Annotated in this window: 13 protein-coding genes and 2 tRNA genes; 5 read left to right on the top strand and 10 right to left on the bottom strand. The window is 65.7% G+C overall.

Going from position 1 to position 15,544, the window contains the following annotated elements; all coding sequences use genetic code 11:
• Positions 1–445 precede the first annotated feature (445 nt).
• Complete coding sequence (locus tag BTH42_RS17885) at positions 446–2,320, top strand: ABC transporter ATP-binding protein (protein WP_075301784.1); 1,875 nt, start codon at positions 446–448, stop codon at positions 2,318–2,320.
• 85 nt (positions 2,321–2,405) lie between these two features.
• Here the strand turns inward: BTH42_RS17885 and BTH42_RS17890 are convergent, their stop codons facing one another.
• The 3 genes from BTH42_RS17890 to BTH42_RS17900 all read right to left on the bottom strand — a co-directional run bounded on the left by BTH42_RS17890 (position 2,406) and on the right by BTH42_RS17900 (position 5,144).
• Positions 2,406–2,870, bottom strand: a complete 465-nt coding sequence (locus BTH42_RS17890; RefSeq protein WP_075301786.1) for a DUF2214 family protein — start codon at positions 2,868–2,870, stop codon at positions 2,406–2,408.
• 152 nt (positions 2,871–3,022) lie between these two features.
• Positions 3,023–3,877, bottom strand: coding sequence for a hypothetical protein (locus BTH42_RS17895; protein ID WP_075301788.1), 855 nt, complete (start codon positions 3,875–3,877; stop codon positions 3,023–3,025).
• A gap of 202 nt (positions 3,878–4,079) precedes the next feature.
• The gene (locus tag BTH42_RS17900) at positions 4,080–5,144 is read right to left on the bottom strand and encodes a glycosyltransferase family 4 protein (protein WP_075301790.1); all 1,065 of its coding nucleotides are present in this window, start codon (positions 5,142–5,144) and stop codon (positions 4,080–4,082) included.
• 695 nt (positions 5,145–5,839) lie between these two features.
• On the opposite strand from BTH42_RS17900, the gene BTH42_RS17905 reads away from it, so the two are divergent.
• Positions 5,840–7,675 (top strand): ABC transporter ATP-binding protein, encoded by a 1,836-nt coding sequence (locus BTH42_RS17905; RefSeq protein WP_075301792.1) that lies wholly within the window; start codon positions 5,840–5,842, stop codon positions 7,673–7,675.
• 116 nt (positions 7,676–7,791) lie between these two features.
• Here the strand turns inward: BTH42_RS17905 and otsA are convergent, their stop codons facing one another.
• Together otsA and otsB are read right to left on the bottom strand one after the other, a co-directional pair.
• Positions 7,792–9,249: an alpha,alpha-trehalose-phosphate synthase (UDP-forming) gene (otsA, locus tag BTH42_RS17910; protein ID WP_075301794.1), complete on the bottom strand. Its 1,458-nt coding sequence runs from the start codon at positions 9,247–9,249 to the stop codon at positions 7,792–7,794.
• Between the two features lie 55 nt (positions 9,250–9,304).
• Complete coding sequence (gene otsB / locus BTH42_RS17915; RefSeq protein ID WP_075301796.1) at positions 9,305–10,054, bottom strand: trehalose-phosphatase; 750 nt, start codon at positions 10,052–10,054, stop codon at positions 9,305–9,307.
• Positions 10,055–10,402: 348 nt separating this feature from the next.
• On the opposite strand from otsB, the gene BTH42_RS17920 reads away from it, so the two are divergent.
• The 3 genes from BTH42_RS17920 to BTH42_RS17930 are packed head-to-tail and all read left to right on the top strand — an operon-like array spanning position 10,403 to position 12,525.
• Positions 10,403–11,119: an SCO family protein gene (locus BTH42_RS17920; RefSeq protein ID WP_372237269.1), complete on the top strand. Its 717-nt coding sequence runs from the start codon at positions 10,403–10,405 to the stop codon at positions 11,117–11,119.
• 19 nt (positions 11,120–11,138) lie between these two features.
• The gene (locus BTH42_RS17925) at positions 11,139–11,600 is read left to right on the top strand and encodes a copper chaperone PCu(A)C (protein WP_075301800.1); all 462 of its coding nucleotides are present in this window, start codon (positions 11,139–11,141) and stop codon (positions 11,598–11,600) included.
• 37 nt (positions 11,601–11,637) lie between these two features.
• Positions 11,638–12,525, top strand: a complete 888-nt coding sequence (locus tag BTH42_RS17930) for a cytochrome c oxidase assembly protein (protein WP_075301802.1) — start codon at positions 11,638–11,640, stop codon at positions 12,523–12,525.
• Between the two features lie 7 nt (positions 12,526–12,532).
• On the opposite strand, the gene BTH42_RS17935 is transcribed toward BTH42_RS17930, so the two are convergent.
• The 5 genes from BTH42_RS17935 to BTH42_RS17955 all read right to left on the bottom strand — a co-directional run bounded on the left by BTH42_RS17935 (position 12,533) and on the right by BTH42_RS17955 (position 15,543).
• Positions 12,533–13,033, bottom strand: coding sequence for a GNAT family N-acetyltransferase (locus BTH42_RS17935; RefSeq protein WP_075301804.1), 501 nt, complete (start codon positions 13,031–13,033; stop codon positions 12,533–12,535).
• 182 nt (positions 13,034–13,215) lie between these two features.
• Positions 13,216–14,196 (bottom strand): diguanylate cyclase, encoded by a 981-nt coding sequence (locus BTH42_RS17940; RefSeq protein WP_075301806.1) that lies wholly within the window; start codon positions 14,194–14,196, stop codon positions 13,216–13,218.
• Positions 14,197–14,329: 133 nt separating this feature from the next.
• Entirely contained in the window at positions 14,330–15,121 is a 792-nt protein-coding gene (locus BTH42_RS17945) for a TraB/GumN family protein (RefSeq protein WP_075301808.1), read from the bottom strand.
• A 142-nt stretch (positions 15,122–15,263) separates the two neighbouring features.
• Positions 15,264–15,337 (bottom strand) — tRNA-Cys (locus tag BTH42_RS17950).
• A 130-nt stretch (positions 15,338–15,467) separates the two neighbouring features.
• Positions 15,468–15,543, bottom strand: a tRNA-Gly gene (locus BTH42_RS17955).
• Position 15,544 lies beyond the last annotated feature (1 nt).

Below are 15,544 nucleotides of genomic sequence, written 5' to 3' on the forward strand. Positions count from 1 at the left end.
CGCCCGGCTGGCGCAGAGCCATGAGTTGCGATGCGACTCCCGGCCCATCCGCCGGCACCGTGATTCCGTAGGTTGGCGAGCGCATCGCACTGCTGATATATTCGGCACTCGGGCTTTTCGCCCAGCCGTTTTTTCATCTCAACCATCACAGGGAGGCGCCACATGTTCAACGTGCATCGCGCGCTCCCTTGCATGGTCCCGCGACCGTCGGCCCGCCCGACACGACTGATGCGACCTTAACAGCCGCAACGTCGTCGCCAATGCGGGGCCGCCTCCAGCGGCGCGCCGCATTCATTCTGGACAGTCCGTTGTTTCGTTGTCGTTGTTCCCGACCGCGCCATTGCGTGTAGCCGCTGCGCGTCGGCCGGCATCCGTCGACTGTCTGCCTTTTTCGCTTCTTCTGACTGGAACCGCGGTGCGCTCGCGCGTCGCCGGGTCGTAATCAATGACCAGCAAAAAACTCGACTTTCGCGGACAGGCCTTCAAGGACGTCCTCGGTTTCACCTTCCGGCACTGGGCGCAACAGCCGTGGCGCATCGTCGTGATCGCCGCGCTCGCGCTCTTCACCGCGGCCGCCGACATCCTCACGCCGGTGTTCGCCGGCCGGCTCGTCGACGCAATCGCGGCCGGCCCGCCCTCGTCCGCGCTCATCTGGCGGCACGCGCTCGAAGCGTTCTGCGTGCTTGCCGCGCTCGGCCTCACCGCGACCCTGCTGCGCCAGGGCGTCTACTTCAACATCATCCGCTTCACGCTGAAGATGATGAGCGAGATCGCCGCGAGCGCGTTTCATCGCGTGCAGCGCTTTTCGACCGACTGGCACGCGAACAGCTTCGCCGGCTCGACCGTGCGCAAGATCACCCGCGGCATGTGGGCGCTCGACCTGCTCAACGACACACTGCTGATCGCACTGTTGCCGTCGCTCGTAATGCTGGTCGGCGCGACCGCGCTGCTAGGCTGGCGCTGGCCGCTGATGGGTGTGGTGGTAGGCACCGGCTCGCTGCTGTATATCGGCATCACCGTGACGGTCTCGCTCGGCTTCGTCGCGCCGGCCGCGCGTCTGGCGAACGCGTGGGACACCCGCATGGGCGGCGCGCTCGCCGATGCGGTCAGCTGCAACGGCGTGGTCAAGGCGTTCGGCGCCGAAGCGCGTGAGGAAGCGCGTCTGGCGCACGTGATCGGCAAATGGCGGCAACGCACGCGCCGCACGTGGGTGCGCGGCACGCTCAACGGCGGCTTGCAGGGTGGCATGCTGGCCGCGATCCAGGCGGCGATTCTCGGCGTCGCGCTGCTGCTGTGGGCACGCGGCGAAGCAGGCGTCGGCGACATCACGTTCGCACTGACGATGTTCTTCATGCTGCAAGGCTACTTGCGCGACATCGGCATGCACATCCGCAATCTGCAGCGCTCGGTCAACGACATGGAAGAACTGGTGTCGCTCGACAGCCAGCCGCTCGGCATCGAGGATCGCCCGGGCGCGAGCCCGATCGCGATCGGCGCCGGCGAGATCCGCTTCGAGCACGTGTCGTTTCACTATGGCGCGCACAGCCGGCCGCTCTACGACGACTTCTCGATCCGCATCGCACCGGGCGAACGCGTCGGCCTCGTCGGCCATTCGGGCTCGGGCAAGACGACCTTCATCAAGCTGATCCAGCGCCTGCACGATATTTCGGGCGGCCGCATCACGATCGACGGACAGGACATCGCCGACGTACGGCAAGCGTCGTTGCGCAGCCAGATCGCGATCGTGCAGCAGGAGCCGGTGCTGTTTCACCGCTCGCTGGCCGAGAACATCGCGTACGGCAAGCCCGGCGCGAGCCGCGCGGAGATCGAGCGGGCCGCGCGGCTCGCGAGCGCGCACGAGTTCATCGCCGCGCTGCCGCACGGCTACGACACGCTGGTCGGCGAGCGCGGGATCAAGCTGTCGGGCGGCGAGCGGCAACGCGTCGCGATCGCGCGCGCATTCCTCGCCGACGCGCCGATCCTGATTCTCGACGAAGCCACCTCGAGCCTCGACAGCGAAAGCGAAGTGCTGATCCAGCGCGCGATGGAGCGGCTGATGCAAGGCCGCACCACGCTGGTGGTCGCGCATCGGTTGTCGACCGTGCGCGCGCTCGACCGGCTGCTGGTGCTGGACAAGGGCAAGGTCGTCGAGGAAGGCAGCCACGACGCGCTGATCAAACGCGACAACGGCCTGTACCGGCGGCTGTTCGAGCGTCAGGCGCTGGAGCTGATCAAGGGACTCGGCGAGCCGGAACTCGCGCGCGAGAGCGTCGGCGGCAACCCGAACCGGGGCCACGACTCGGGCTTGCTGGTCGAGTGAGCGGATGGCCTGTCGGCCAGGAAGGGATTGGGCCGGTTGGCGTGGTTGCGAACTCGCGCTAACCGGCCCGGCAGACGATGCCGCGCTACGCCGCGCCGACAGACATTCCGATACCGCGCGCCATCCCGGTGGCGGCGAACACCATCAGCACCAGCAGCACGGTCTGGATCACGCTGAAATGCGCATACGAACGCGCCTTCTTCAGATCCGGCGCCGCGCCGCTGCGAATCGACGCGCGCCAGCGCATCAAGCCGAGCATGGTCGGCACTTCGAGGATCAGGATCAACACCAGCAACGCCATCTTCGCGTGAAAGAACGGCTGGTGGAGGTAGAAGTCGGCGCCCTTCTCGTAGCCGCCGAACACGCGCATCAGCCCGGTGACGATCAATACCAGCGCGGCGAGACCCCAGCGCGTATCGGCGCGAAACACCGAGCGCAACGCGGCGGGTACCGACGCTCGACGCAACGACCACGTGCGCCTGAGAATCGACGCGAGCGCAAAGCCATAAGCAAGCAGATGAAGCGCGGCAAGCAACCAGCGAACCAGCATAGCGACTCCTGCGAAAGACGCGATACGATCGATGAGTGTCCCACTCGCCCGCTCCCAGAGTCCGGGCGTCCTGACTGCATTATCGGCGAAGCTGCGCTCCGGCTGGCGCGCATCGGTCGCGCGATGTGACCGACAGCACGAACCGTGCGGCGTCAGACCTGCCGCAACGTCGCGTCGAGCGCACTAGCCGCGACGCGATCGCCCTCGGTCATCAACGCCGCGCGAAACACGGTCTGGCGGTTATGCCCGGCGGCCGCCGGCGAATCCCACAGCAACTCGACTTTAGGCCGCATCCCGAACGCGCCGCGCGTCAGCGCCGGCGCCGCCACCGATGCCATCGGTGCCGCCGACGCGCCCGGCTCGCCCGCGGCGCCGAACGCGACCGCCGGCGTGGGCGTCGGGGTCGCGCGCGCAGCCGGACCGTTGGCCCAGCGCACCGACAACTCGCGCGCATCGTATTGCCCAACCTTGCGCCGCTCGGCCCACACGACGACCGTGCGCGTCAGCGGATCGAGCGACACCGCATAGCGGCCGATCGCGAAGCGCCGCGCCGCGACGTTGGTACGCCACAGCGGCCGCGGCCGGCAGATCCAGAGCACCGCCGCATACAGCACCGGCGCGGCCACCAGCCAGCCGTTGGTCGCGGCGACCACCTGCATCGCGCGCCGCCAGCCGGCGCTCGCGACGAACGCGCCGACCGACCACAGCGCAAACAGGAATCCGAGGAAGGCAAACAGACGCAGCGCCTGACGCAGCCATTGCGGCAGCGGATGGAACGGACGCTCGGCAACGGCGCGCGCGCCCGGCTGGAAGATCAGCAGAAACAGAAATACGAGGTTGATGCACGCCCATGGCGACGAAGCCATCGCGGTCAGCGCGGAGCTCAGGTTCATCTGCGCCATCGAGAAAAACCAGCGGGCGGCGAGCACGAGACCGATGGCGCGTAACGTAAAAATCGTTCCGGCGCCGGGCGCGGCGTTCGCACGCGTCTCTTTCGTTCTCGCCAAGGCATCCTCCTGTCGTCGGCGGCGCCGCAGTCCAGTTCGCGGCACGGCCATTATAGGGATATTACCGAGAGTGGCCCGCTCGCGCCGGGCCGAAACCGGTATTTTTAAGCGTCGCCGGATAAAAACCGCGGCGCGCATGCAACAACGCCCCGCCGGCGAGATGCCGGCGGGGCGTTGCGAGCGTGAAAAGCAGCGGCGCGGTTTAGCCTGCGTTGACTTCGCGCAGCACCGTGCGGTGCTTGCGGCGCAGCAGTTCTTCGTAGGTCGCGACGTAGTTCTTCGCCATCACTTTCGACGAGAAGCGCGATTCGAACGCCTTGCGCACATTCGCGCGCGGCAGCGTGTGCAGACGCTTGAGCGCCGCGACCGCGCTGATTTCGTCTTCGACGACGAAGCCCGATACGCCGTTTTCGATCACTTCCGGCACCGAACCGCGGTTGAACGCGATCACCGGCGTACCGCATGCCATCGCTTCGATCATCACCAGACCGAACGGCTCCGGCCAGTCGATCGGGAACACCAGCGCATGCGCATTGCCGAGGAACTCACGCTTTTCGGCTTCGCCGATTTCGCCGATGTACTCGACGTGCGGGAGCGCCATCAGCGGCTTGATCACTTCTTCGTAATACGCACGGTCGGCCTTGTCGATCTTCGCGGCGACCTTCAGCTTCATGCCTGCCTGGCCGGCGATGCGGATCGCGCGGTCAAGACCCTTCTCCGGCGACACGCGGCCGAGGAATGCGAGGTAGCCAGGTTCGACGCCGGGGATCGGCGTGAGCACGTCTTCCGGCAGACCGTGGTAGACGGTTTGCAGCCAGTGCGCTTGCGGCAGCGGCAGACGCTGGTTGTCGGAGATCGACACGACCGGCACGTCGTTGAACGTGTTGAAAATCGGCTGCAGTTCCGGCAGATCGAGACGGCCGTGCATCGTGGTCAGGAACGGCACCGGCTGACGCGCGAACAGCGAGAACGGGTAGTAGTCGATGTGGAAATGCAGCACGTCGAATTCGTCCGCGCGGCGGCGCACTTCTTCGAGCAGCAGCATGTGCGGCGCCATCACGTCGCGGATCGTCGGGTCGAGGCGCAGAGCCTGCGGCCAGAAGGCTTCGAGCTTCGCCGAGGTTTGCGAATCGCCGCTTGCAAACAGCGTGACGTCGTGGCCCTGCTCGACCAGCGCCTCGGTCAGATAGGACACCACACGTTCCGTACCACCATACAGCTTGGGAGGAACCGCCTCGTGCAACGGAGCGATTTGAGCGATTCGCATAATGACGAACTCCTAGTAAAAATCAGGCAAAAGTACTGCGTTTGGAAAAAGCGACTCGCTTGCTCGCCAGGGCAGTCTGGCCGGATAAGCCGGCGCGGGCCTGATTCTTTCGAGAAATCCTGCGATGGATCGCTTGGGTTACGAGCCCGACCAGTGCATCAATTTCCGGGCATGTGCGAGTAAACGCGCATCTGGCACCTACGTTGACAAACTGTCAGAAAATTTGCCGGGCTAACGACCACGCATTATCGGTGCCCATCTGCGTGCCGCACTGCCGCATTTCAAAGTCTTTACGTTGTTACAAACGCGAAACACTTTGCAAACCCTTGTTTTCTAAGACAGTTCTAGAGTGACAACAGGGGTTCGGCCGGACACGGCGGGACAGTATCCCGGCTCTGCAGCGTCAACTTTGCCGGTAGGGATTGAAGAAATGCCCCGGCCGGGTTGAATGCAATCTGTAATTATATCTCGAAATTTTCCGCAATCTGCCTGAACCGTCGGGCAACCGGCGTGTCGAGACACATCAAGGTGCGGAAGTCCATCGCGAAATCAATCGCGCCAAGGCCCGGAATCACAGGGCGCAATCGTCTTTGCATGTTTACAATGCGAAGCATCGGCTTCGCGGAGCGTTCATGCCTGTTCCGCGTGGCCCGCGCATTGCATGCACAACCCGCAACACAACGATCTCAGCTCAATTGGAACATTTGACCATCGCCCAGCGTAACGCCCAGAACGCAAAGCTCGCGAGCTATGCGCATCGGCCGCTTGCGTTTCTCTTCCGCTTTATCCGCCGCCACCCGCTCGCCCATGCGATCGTGCTGTGCAGCGTGTTCGCGGCCGTGGGCTGTGCACTCGCTTCGCAATACGCGATCAAGCATCTGATCGACGTGCTCGCCGGCGGCCGGCATCACCCCGGCCCGCTGTGGGGCGCGTTCGCGATCCTCGTCGGCCTGATCGCCGCCGACAACCTGCTATGGCGAGTCGGCGGCTGGGTCGCCGCGCATACGTTCGTCGCGGTGACGGGCGACCTGCGCCGCGACCTGTTCCAGTACCTCAGCGGTCACTCGCCCACTTACTACGCGGAGAAGCAGCCCGGCATGCTGGCGAGCCGGATCACCGCGACCTCGAACGCGGTCTACACCGCCGAAAACACCACCGCATGGAACGTACTGCCGCCGTGCATCGCGGTGCTCGGCGCGATCGTGATGATCATTTCGGTCAATCCGCTGATGGCGCTCGGCCTGATGCTGTGCTCGGCGATCCTGTCGGTGGTGCTGTACAAGCTCGCGGGCCGCGGCTCCGCGCGCCATCACACTTTTGCGACCAAGGCGGCGTCGGTCGACGGCGAGCTCGTCGACGTGATCAGCAACATGGGGCTCGTGCGCGCGTTCGGCATGACCTTCCGCGAACAGCACCGCTTTGCCGCGACGGTCAAGTCGGAAATGGAAGCGCGCCAGCAGAGCCTGCTCTATCTGGAGAAGCTGCGGTTGCTGCACGCGGTGATCACCGCGCTGCTGTCGGCCGGGCTGCTCGGCTGGGCGCTGTGGCTGTGGGACCAGGGTCGTGCGACCTCGGGCGACATCGTGCTCGTCAGCTCGCTCGGCTTTACTATCCTGCACGGCACGCGCGATCTGGCGGTTGCGCTCGTCGACGTTACCCAGCACGTCGCGCGTCTCGCCGAAGCGGTGCGCACGCTGCTCGAGCCGCACGGCATGCCCGATCGCGACGACGCGACCGAACTCGTGCCGCAAGGCGGCCGGGTCACGTTCGAAGGCGTGACGTTCGCCTATCCGCGCCGCCGCGCAATTCTCGACCACTTCGACCTGAATATCGAACCGGGTCAGCGGGTCGGTCTGATCGGCAAGTCCGGCGCGGGTAAATCGACGGTGCTCGCGCTGCTGCAGCGCTTCTACGAAACCCAGGGCGGCGCGATCAAGATCGACGGCCAGGACATCGCGTCGATCACCCAGGACAGCCTGCGCCACACGATCGCGCTGGTGCCGCAGGACATCTCGCTGTTCCATCGCTCGGTGTACGAGAACATCGCCTATGGCCGCCCCGAGGCGAGCCGCGAGGAAGTGCTCGCCGCCGCGCGCGAGGCACGCTGCTCGGACTTCATCGAAGCGATGCCGGAAGGCTACGACACGATCGTCGGCGACCGCGGCGTGAAGCTGTCGGGCGGCCAGCGGCAGCGCATCGCGATCGCGCGCGCGATCCTGAAGAACGCGCCGATCCTGCTGCTCGACGAAGCGACCTCCGCGCTCGACAGCGCGTCGGAAGAAGCGATCCAGAAAGCGCTCGACCGGCTGATGGTCGGCCGCACGGTGATCGCGATCGCGCACCGGTTGTCGACGCTGAACAACTTCGACCGGATCATCGTGATGAGCGCCGGCAAGGTCATCGACGACGGCTCGCCGGACGAACTGCGCCAGCGCCCGGGCCTGTATCGCGACCTGCTCGCGAAGCAGTACGGCAAGGGCGCGACGCTGCATATCGGCGGCAAGAAGGTCGACGAACAGCACGTGGCCTGACGGACGTAGTGCACGACGGCGCGCGTCATCGATTGCAGGCGCGCCGCGGCAACCATAAAAAAGCCGCTCCATGGAGCGGCTTTTTTGCGCCTCGTAGTTCGCGCCTTTGACGCGGCCTAGCCCGTCACACCCACGCGCCCCGCCCTCTTACGCGCCACCGCCGTCTTGCCGGCGCGGGCGCCCTTCGCGTCCACCACGCTCTGCAGATCGCGCATGAAGTTATCGCGCCACACCGACACGTTGTTCTCGCGCAGCTGCTCCATCATGTCGCGATAGCGCGCCTGGCGCTCGGCGAGCGGCATCGCCAGAGCCTGCGCGAGCGCCTCGGCCATCCCGTCGATATCGACCGGGTTGACGATCAGCGCGCCGTCCAGCTCCTGCGCGGCGCCGGCGAAGCGCGACAGCACCAGCACGCCCGGATTGTCGGGATCCTGCGCCGACACGTATTCCTTCGCGACGAGGTTCATGCCGTCGCGTAGCGGCGTCACGTAGCCGACGTGCGCGGTGCGAAACAGCGCCGCCAGCACCGAGCGTTCGTACTGCTTGTGGATATACAGAACCGGCGTCCAGTCGAGCTCGGCGAAGCGGCCGTTGATCCGCCCCGACTCGCCTTCGAGCTGCAGCCGGATGTCCTGGTAAGCATGCAGGTCGGCGCGGGTCGGCGGCGCGATCTGCAGGAACGACACCTTGTTGCGCAGCGCGGCGGTGTGCTCGAGCAGCCGTTCGAACGCGCGGAAGCGCTCGACCAGTCCCTTCGAATAATCGAGCCGGTCGACGCTCATGATCAGCTTGCGCGAATGCAGCGTCGCCTTCATCGTGCGCACCGGCTTGCCGCGCTCGCCGGCTTTCGCGAGTTCGGCGATCTCGTCCGGATAGACGCCGATCGGATACGCGTTCGCCCGCAGCGTGCGGCCGAACGCGTGCACGGTGAGCGGACCTTGCGCCGACGCGTCGATCGTGCCGCCCGCCTCGTTGACGATGTAGTCGCCGAACGCGCGCAGATCGGGGGCGGTCTGGAAACCGAGCAAATCGAACGAACACAGCGCTTCGACCAGCTCGCGATGCGGCGGCACCGCCAGCAGCACCTGCGAGGCCGGAAACGGAATATGCAGGAAGAAGCCGATGCGGTTTTTCACGCCCGCCGCGCGCAGCGCCTGCGCGAACGGAATCAGGTGATAGTCGTGCACCCAGATCACGTCGTCTTCACGCAGGAGCGGCACGAGTTGCTGCGCGAGCCACGCGTTCACGCGGCAGTAGCCCTCGAAGTCGTGACGGTCGTAGTGCAGCAGATCGGAGCGATAGTGAAACGCGGGCCACAGCGTCGCGTTCGAAAAACCGCGGTAGTACTGATCGTAATCGCGCCGCATCAGCGGCACCGTCGCGAAGGTCACCGGACCGCGCTCTTCGACCTTGATCTGCGGCTGGCCCGAACCCAGCACCTCGCCGCTCCAGCCGAACCACATGCCGCCGGTCTCTTTCAGCGCGTCGTACACACCGACCGCCAGACCGCCCGCCGCCGGACCGCCCTCCGAAATAGGCGCAACCCGGTTCGAAACAATGATCAGTCGGCTCATGAAACGCGATTCCCGAGGCAGTATGTTGTTTTCGTTCAGCGATGCGGCGCCGGCATCACGCCGCGCGCGCCGCCGCGACGATCGTTTCGAGCCAGTCGAGCAAGGCGCTCACCGATTCGACCCGCGTATGCGCGAGCGTCTCGCCGGCGCCGACCTTGATCGACAGGCCGCCGCGCTCGTTGATGAGTGCGAAGCCCTTTTCGTCCGTCAGATCGTCGCCGGCAAACACCGGCGTGCGGCCGGTGAACGGCAACTCGTCGAGAAACGCGCGCGTCGCGCGGCCCTTGTCGACGTCCTTCGGTTTGATTTCGTAGACCATCTTGCCCGGCTGCAGCACGTACGAGGCCGGGTACTGGGCGACCAGCCGCTCGGTCGCCTCGCGCGCGACCGGCTCACGGTCCGGCGCATTGCGGTAGTGCAGCGCGAGCGCCGCGCCCTTGATCTCGAGCAGCATGCCGGGGTGATCGTTGACCACCTGCGCGAGCACCTGCTCCATGCGCAGCAGCCGGTCGTCGTTAAAGCCGACGCGCTGGGTGTCGCCGTTCGCGTCGCGGCGCTCGGCGCCGTGCAGACCCGCGACCGGCAGATCGGGCATACCGAGAAAGCTATCGATACTATCGATGCCGCGACCCGACACCACCGCGACCGCGCCGTTAGTGAGGCTGCGCAGTTCGCGCAGCAGCTCGATCACGCGCGGCTGCACCCGCACGCCGTCGGGCGTGGGTGCGAGTTCGACGAGCGTGCCGTCGAAGTCGAAGAAAAATGCCGTCTCGCTCGGAGACAGAACAACCGGAAGTGCTTGCATCGCCTGGGTTCGCCTTTCAGCCTGCTGCGGCCGGAAAAGTGTGCGCATCTTACCGCGCATCCGTCAATTTTTCGAGAAAGTAAGCCGGGACTCAATCCCGGCGGGCAGCGCAGCCGCGCGAGCGGGCCGATTGCGTTCAAAAGCGGAACAATCGGGTTTCACATCGCTTTCAGCCGGCTGCGGCAAATTGCCCCGCAAACCATGCGCCCGGGGCATGGCGCGACGCTTGCGGTGAAATTGCGCTACAGTCGCTGCCACTTGTTGCGCTGCCGGGTTGGGCCGTCCATCGTTGCATGCTACTGCCCAATCGCGCGTCGCCCGCTTTCAATCGAGCCATTGAACCCTGTTTTGTTCCCGATCTCTACGACTCGCCGAACCCAACCGAACTGCGGCCGTGCCAGGCCAGCGCGGGTCGGGCGGCTGTTTTTACGTCGGTTGGTACGCCAGTCCGCAGGTCGGTTCATGCAAAAGTACGCGACAGGCGCGACGCTCGGCGCATTGCTCGCGCTCACCGCGCTCAGCGGCTGTTCGCAACGCGCGGAGCCGTGGCAGTTGACCAACGTGAGCGGCCACCTGCCGGACCTGTCGTTCGCACTGATCGCCGACGACGGGCGCCCCGTCACCGCCGATGCATTCAAGGGCCGCGCGTCGCTCGTCTACTTCGGCTACACGCATTGCCCCGACGTCTGCCCGGAGACGATGGGCCGTCTGATGCAGGTGCTCGGCAAGCTCGGCCCCGACGCGCAGAAAGTACGCATCCTGTTCATCACCGTCGACCCCGCGCGCGACACGCCGCAAGCGTTGCGTGACTACGTCGGCGCATTCGACGCGCAGCACGCCGAAGGACTGACCGGCACCGACCGGCAGATCGAATCGCTGGCGAAGCGCTATCGCGTCGCCTACCAGATGGAGAAGCGCGACCCCAACGGCAACTACGAGGTCACGCACAGTTCCGCCGTCTACGTGTTCGACAGCCAGGGCCGCGCGCGGCTGCTGGCGACCGATCACGACACACCCGATGCGATCGCGCAGGACCTGCGCCGTCTCATCGATACCTCTTCCTGACCTTCACTTCCCTTCCATCATGACGATCAAGCTCAAAACCCTCGCTTCCCTCGCCGGCGCTGTCGTGCTGTCGTTCGGCATCGGCTCGGTGGCGTACGCGGCCGATGCTCACGCAATTAGCGTCAAGGACGCGTGGGTGCGCTGGCTGCCGAACAACCTGCCGGCGGCCGGCTACGCGACGCTCGTCAACGCGGGCGACAAGCCGGTCGATCTGGTCGATGTATCGAGCGACGACTACGGCGACGTGATGCTGCATCAGACAGTCTCGAACGGCTCGACGCAAAAGATGGTGATGGTCGACAAGCTGACGGTGCCCGCGCACGGCCAGGTCGCGATCGCGCCGGGCGGCTACCACCTGATGCTCGAAGATGCGAAGCACAAGGTCGCGCCGGGCGACACCGTGCATCTGACGCTGAAGTTTTCCGACGGCGCAACGCTGAGCACGCCGTTCGCGGTCAAGTCCCCGGCGCAGACCAAGTAAGCGCGCACCGCCGCCGCGCCCGACCGCAGCCCTCGTCATGAACCTGCTCTACTGGCTCGATCCCTGGGAGTTCTCGCCGACCGTCGTGATCGCGCTGATCATTCCCGCGATCCTGTTCGTGCGCGGTGCGCGCAAGGCCCGCGTGTCGTTCGCGCGGCAACTGTCGTTCTGGTTCGGGCTGGTCGCGCTGTACGTGGTGTTGCATACGCGGCTCGATTACTTCTTTGAGCATGAGTTCTTCATGCATCGCCTGCAGCATCTGGTGCTGCATCACCTCGGGCCGTTCTTCATCGCGCTGTCGTATCCGGGCGCGGCGCTGCGCGCCGGCATTGCGCCGCGCTGGCGGCAGCGCTTCGTGCGGCCCGCGCTACAGAATCGGCTGGTGCGCGCCGTGCTCGACGTCGTCATGCATCCGGTCGTCGCGGTCACGCTGTTCGTCGGGTTGATCTACTTCTGGCTGATGTCGCCGATTCATTTCGTCGCGATGCTCGACTGGCGGCTCTATCGGGTGATGAACTGGAGCATGGTGATCGACGGGCTGCTGTTCTGGTGGCTCGTGCTCGATCCGCGTCCCGCGCCGCCCGCGCGTCTGTCGCCGGGCAAGCGCGTGCTGATCGTGATTGCCGCAATCCCGCCGCAGATCATCCTCGGCGCGTTCATCTTCTTCACCCCGCACGAGCTGTATCCGATCTATTCGATCTGCGGGCGCGCGTTCACGTGGCTCAGTCCGATGCGCGATCAACAGATCGGCGGACTGCTGCTGTGGATTCCCGGTTCGATGATGAGCGTGATCGGCGCGCTGATCGCGCTGCGTCACTGGATGCGGCTATCGGCGCGTGGCCGCCTGCGGGCCGAGCGGCGCGCGTCCGCCGCGCGCGGGCTGACTCATGCGGCGGGGTCGAAGACCGCGCCGGGGCATCGCTGAGCGGCTGTTAAAGCGAACGCATCCACACGTGCGGGATGCCGTCCTCGTCGTGAATCTCGCCGACCGGCGTAAATCCGAACGCGCCATAAAAGCCCTGCAGATGCGCCTGCGCGTGCAGACGGATCGGCGTAGCGGGCCACTGCTCGCGGATATGCGCGATCGAGCGCGCGAGCATCGCATTGCCCAGACCGATACCGCGAAACGCCGCGGTGGTCAGCACGCGGCCGATCCGCACATCGGCGTCCGCCGCGTCCGGCAACAGCACGCGCAGATAGCCGGCGAGCGGCGGCAGCGCGGCATCTTCGCCGCGGCCATACGCGAACAGATGCCAGGCCTGCGCGTCGAGTCCATCGATATCGCCATACACGCAGTTCTGTTCGACGACGAACACCGCGCTGCGCGCGGCCAGCATTTCATAGACTTCGATACTCGTCAGGTCCACGAACGGTTTCCAGCGCCATTCGAGTTGGGCGAGGCGCGCGGCGGCGGTGTGCTGCGAATCGGTCATCGGGGGATCTGAGAAAAAATGCGCGACAGCGCGAAGACGGGCGAATCCGCAATTATGCCGCGCGCGCCATCGACAGGCTATCGAGCGGCGTGCGCGGGCGGGCGGCCTGAGCGCGAACATGCGTGACGCTGCCGCGGATGCGCTGCCCGACCCGCTGCGTGGCCGGGCTAGCGGCGCCGAGGTCAGCGGCGCTGCGCCGCGCGCGCCTTCAACGCCTGCTTGTGGCTGTACATCGCCGCGTCGGCGGCCGCGAGCAATTCGGCGATCGTGCCGTGCCGCGCCGGTTCGTACGACACCTCGCCGACGCTGAAACGGATCTGATAGTGACGGACCGGCTCGGCATTGCGCGCGTCGAGCAGGTGCGCGAGACGCTGCGTGACCTCGCGCGTTTCCGCATGGCTCGTGCCGGTCAGCAGCGCGACGAATTCGTCGCCGCCGAGCCGTCCGATCACGTCGCTCTCGCGCAGCGCGGTGCGCAACACCTCGGCGAAAGTTTGCAGCGCGCGGTCGCCCTCCGCGTGCCCGAGCGTGTCGTTGATCTGCTTGAAGTCGTTCAGATCGAAGAACAGCAGCGAGGCCGGCTTATCCATCCGCTTGCAGACGCTGAGCGCGTGCTGCGCGAGCACCTCGAAGCCGCGGCGGTTCGACAGCTGCGTGAGGTCGTCGAGGGTCGCGAGCTGGATCGCCGCAAGTTCCTGCTCCGCCATTCGCGCGAGATCGCGCAGCAACGCGCGGTCCTCGCCATCGAGCGTGCGCGGATGCGTATCGATCAGACACAGCGTGCCGACCTTGCCGCCGTTCGCAACCGTCAGCGGACAACCCGCGTAGAAACGGATTTTCGGCTCATCGGTGACGAACGGATTGTCGTGGAAGCGGGTGTCGGCGAGCGTGTCGGGCACCATCAGAATGTCGTCGCCGAGAATCGCGTGCGCGCAGAACGACACGTCGCGCGAGGTCTCGCGCGCGTCCAGCCCGACGCACGATTTGAACCATTGCCGGTTCGCATCGACCAGACTCACGACCGCGATCGGCACCCCGAACAGCCGCCGCGCGAGGCGGGTCAGGCGATCGAAGCGCTCTTCCGGCGACGTGTCGAGAATATGCAGCGCGCGCAATCCGTCGAGACGGGCGCTTTCGTTGACGGGAGTCGGAGGAACTAGCATGGGTTGATCTCGCGAGCGGCGGTAAGCGGAGTCGTCAGCGGCTAGTTTATAGCGGCTCTCCCGGGCAGGGAATTGGCGGAAACTGCCGGGTTTTCGTGGACGGCGCCGCGGCACCGGGCCGGCAAGCGCGGATTTACGCGCCGTACACCGCTTCGACGGGCCGCGCGAGACAGTCGAGCAGATTGCCCGGACCGCATAGATGCAGCGCGCCGACCACCACCAGGGTGCGCTCGCTGGTGTCGAGAGAGTCGCCGAGCCGCGCGGCCCACGCGCGATTGCGGACGTCGAGTAGCGCGTCGCGCAGGCCCGGCAGATTGAACATCGGCGACTCGACCGCGATCCGCTGGAGCGCCGCCAGATCGCCGTCGAGCCAAGCCGCGTACATTCGCTCGAGCGTGCGCTGCGGCTCCGCGCGATCGGCCATCAGCAGTTCGAGCGCGGTGGCGATCACCTCGGGCGAAATCGATTCGAGCGCCGCGGCGACGTCCTGCGCGGTCTCCAGATACCAGAACGGTTTGGCCTGCGCGCTGGCCGAACGCATCAGCCGCGGCTCGACACCTTCGACGGCCTGTTGCAACAGCGTCGGCGCGACGATCAGCGCGGCCCACGGACGCAACGCGTCGAGCGGCGCCAACGCACCACTCGCGGGCCATAGCGACTGCAACTGGGTCCACGCGTCGGCGCGCATCAAAGACCGCAGTTGCGCGGCGCCGGGGTTTGCGTTGGGATTAGCGTCGAGTTGTGCGTCGGATTTTGCGTCGGCGCGCAGAAGCGGCAGGATCGTCGCCGGGTCCGATTCGAAGACGAGCGCGTCCGCCCAGTCGTAGGCGTCGGTGATCCACGGCGGCGTGCGGCGGTTCGTTGCCGGAAACAGATGCATCGAGCCGAGCAGGCGAACGTTGGTGCCGGTGAATTGAAAATACATGCGCGTCGAACTACAGGCGATGGAATGCGACGATTCTATCTCCCACTCGCGGCGACGGGACCGCGCGATGCGGATCAGCGCAAAACAGCGACAGAAAAAAGAAAAGCCCCGACAGGTCGGGGCTTTTCTTTACATCAACTACTGGAGGCGCGAGCCGGAGTCGAACCGGCCTAAACGGCTTTGCAGGCCGCTGCATAACCGCTTTGCTATCGCGCCGCAAGCGGACTGGAATCTAGAAACGAGATTCGCAGATTAATCTGGCGAGAACCAGAAGAACCGGGGATTCTGATTAATCAGAACGGCCGGCCTTCCAAACAAAAAGGGAAGCGCTGCTTCCCCTTGTGTATGGAGCGGGAGACGAGGCTCGAACTCGCGACCTCAACCTTGGCAAGGTTGCGCTCTACCAACTGAGCTACTCCCGCA

This window comes from Burkholderia sp. SRS-W-2-2016 (assembly GCF_001931485.1).
Classification (GTDB): Bacteria; Pseudomonadota; Gammaproteobacteria; order Burkholderiales; family Burkholderiaceae; genus Paraburkholderia.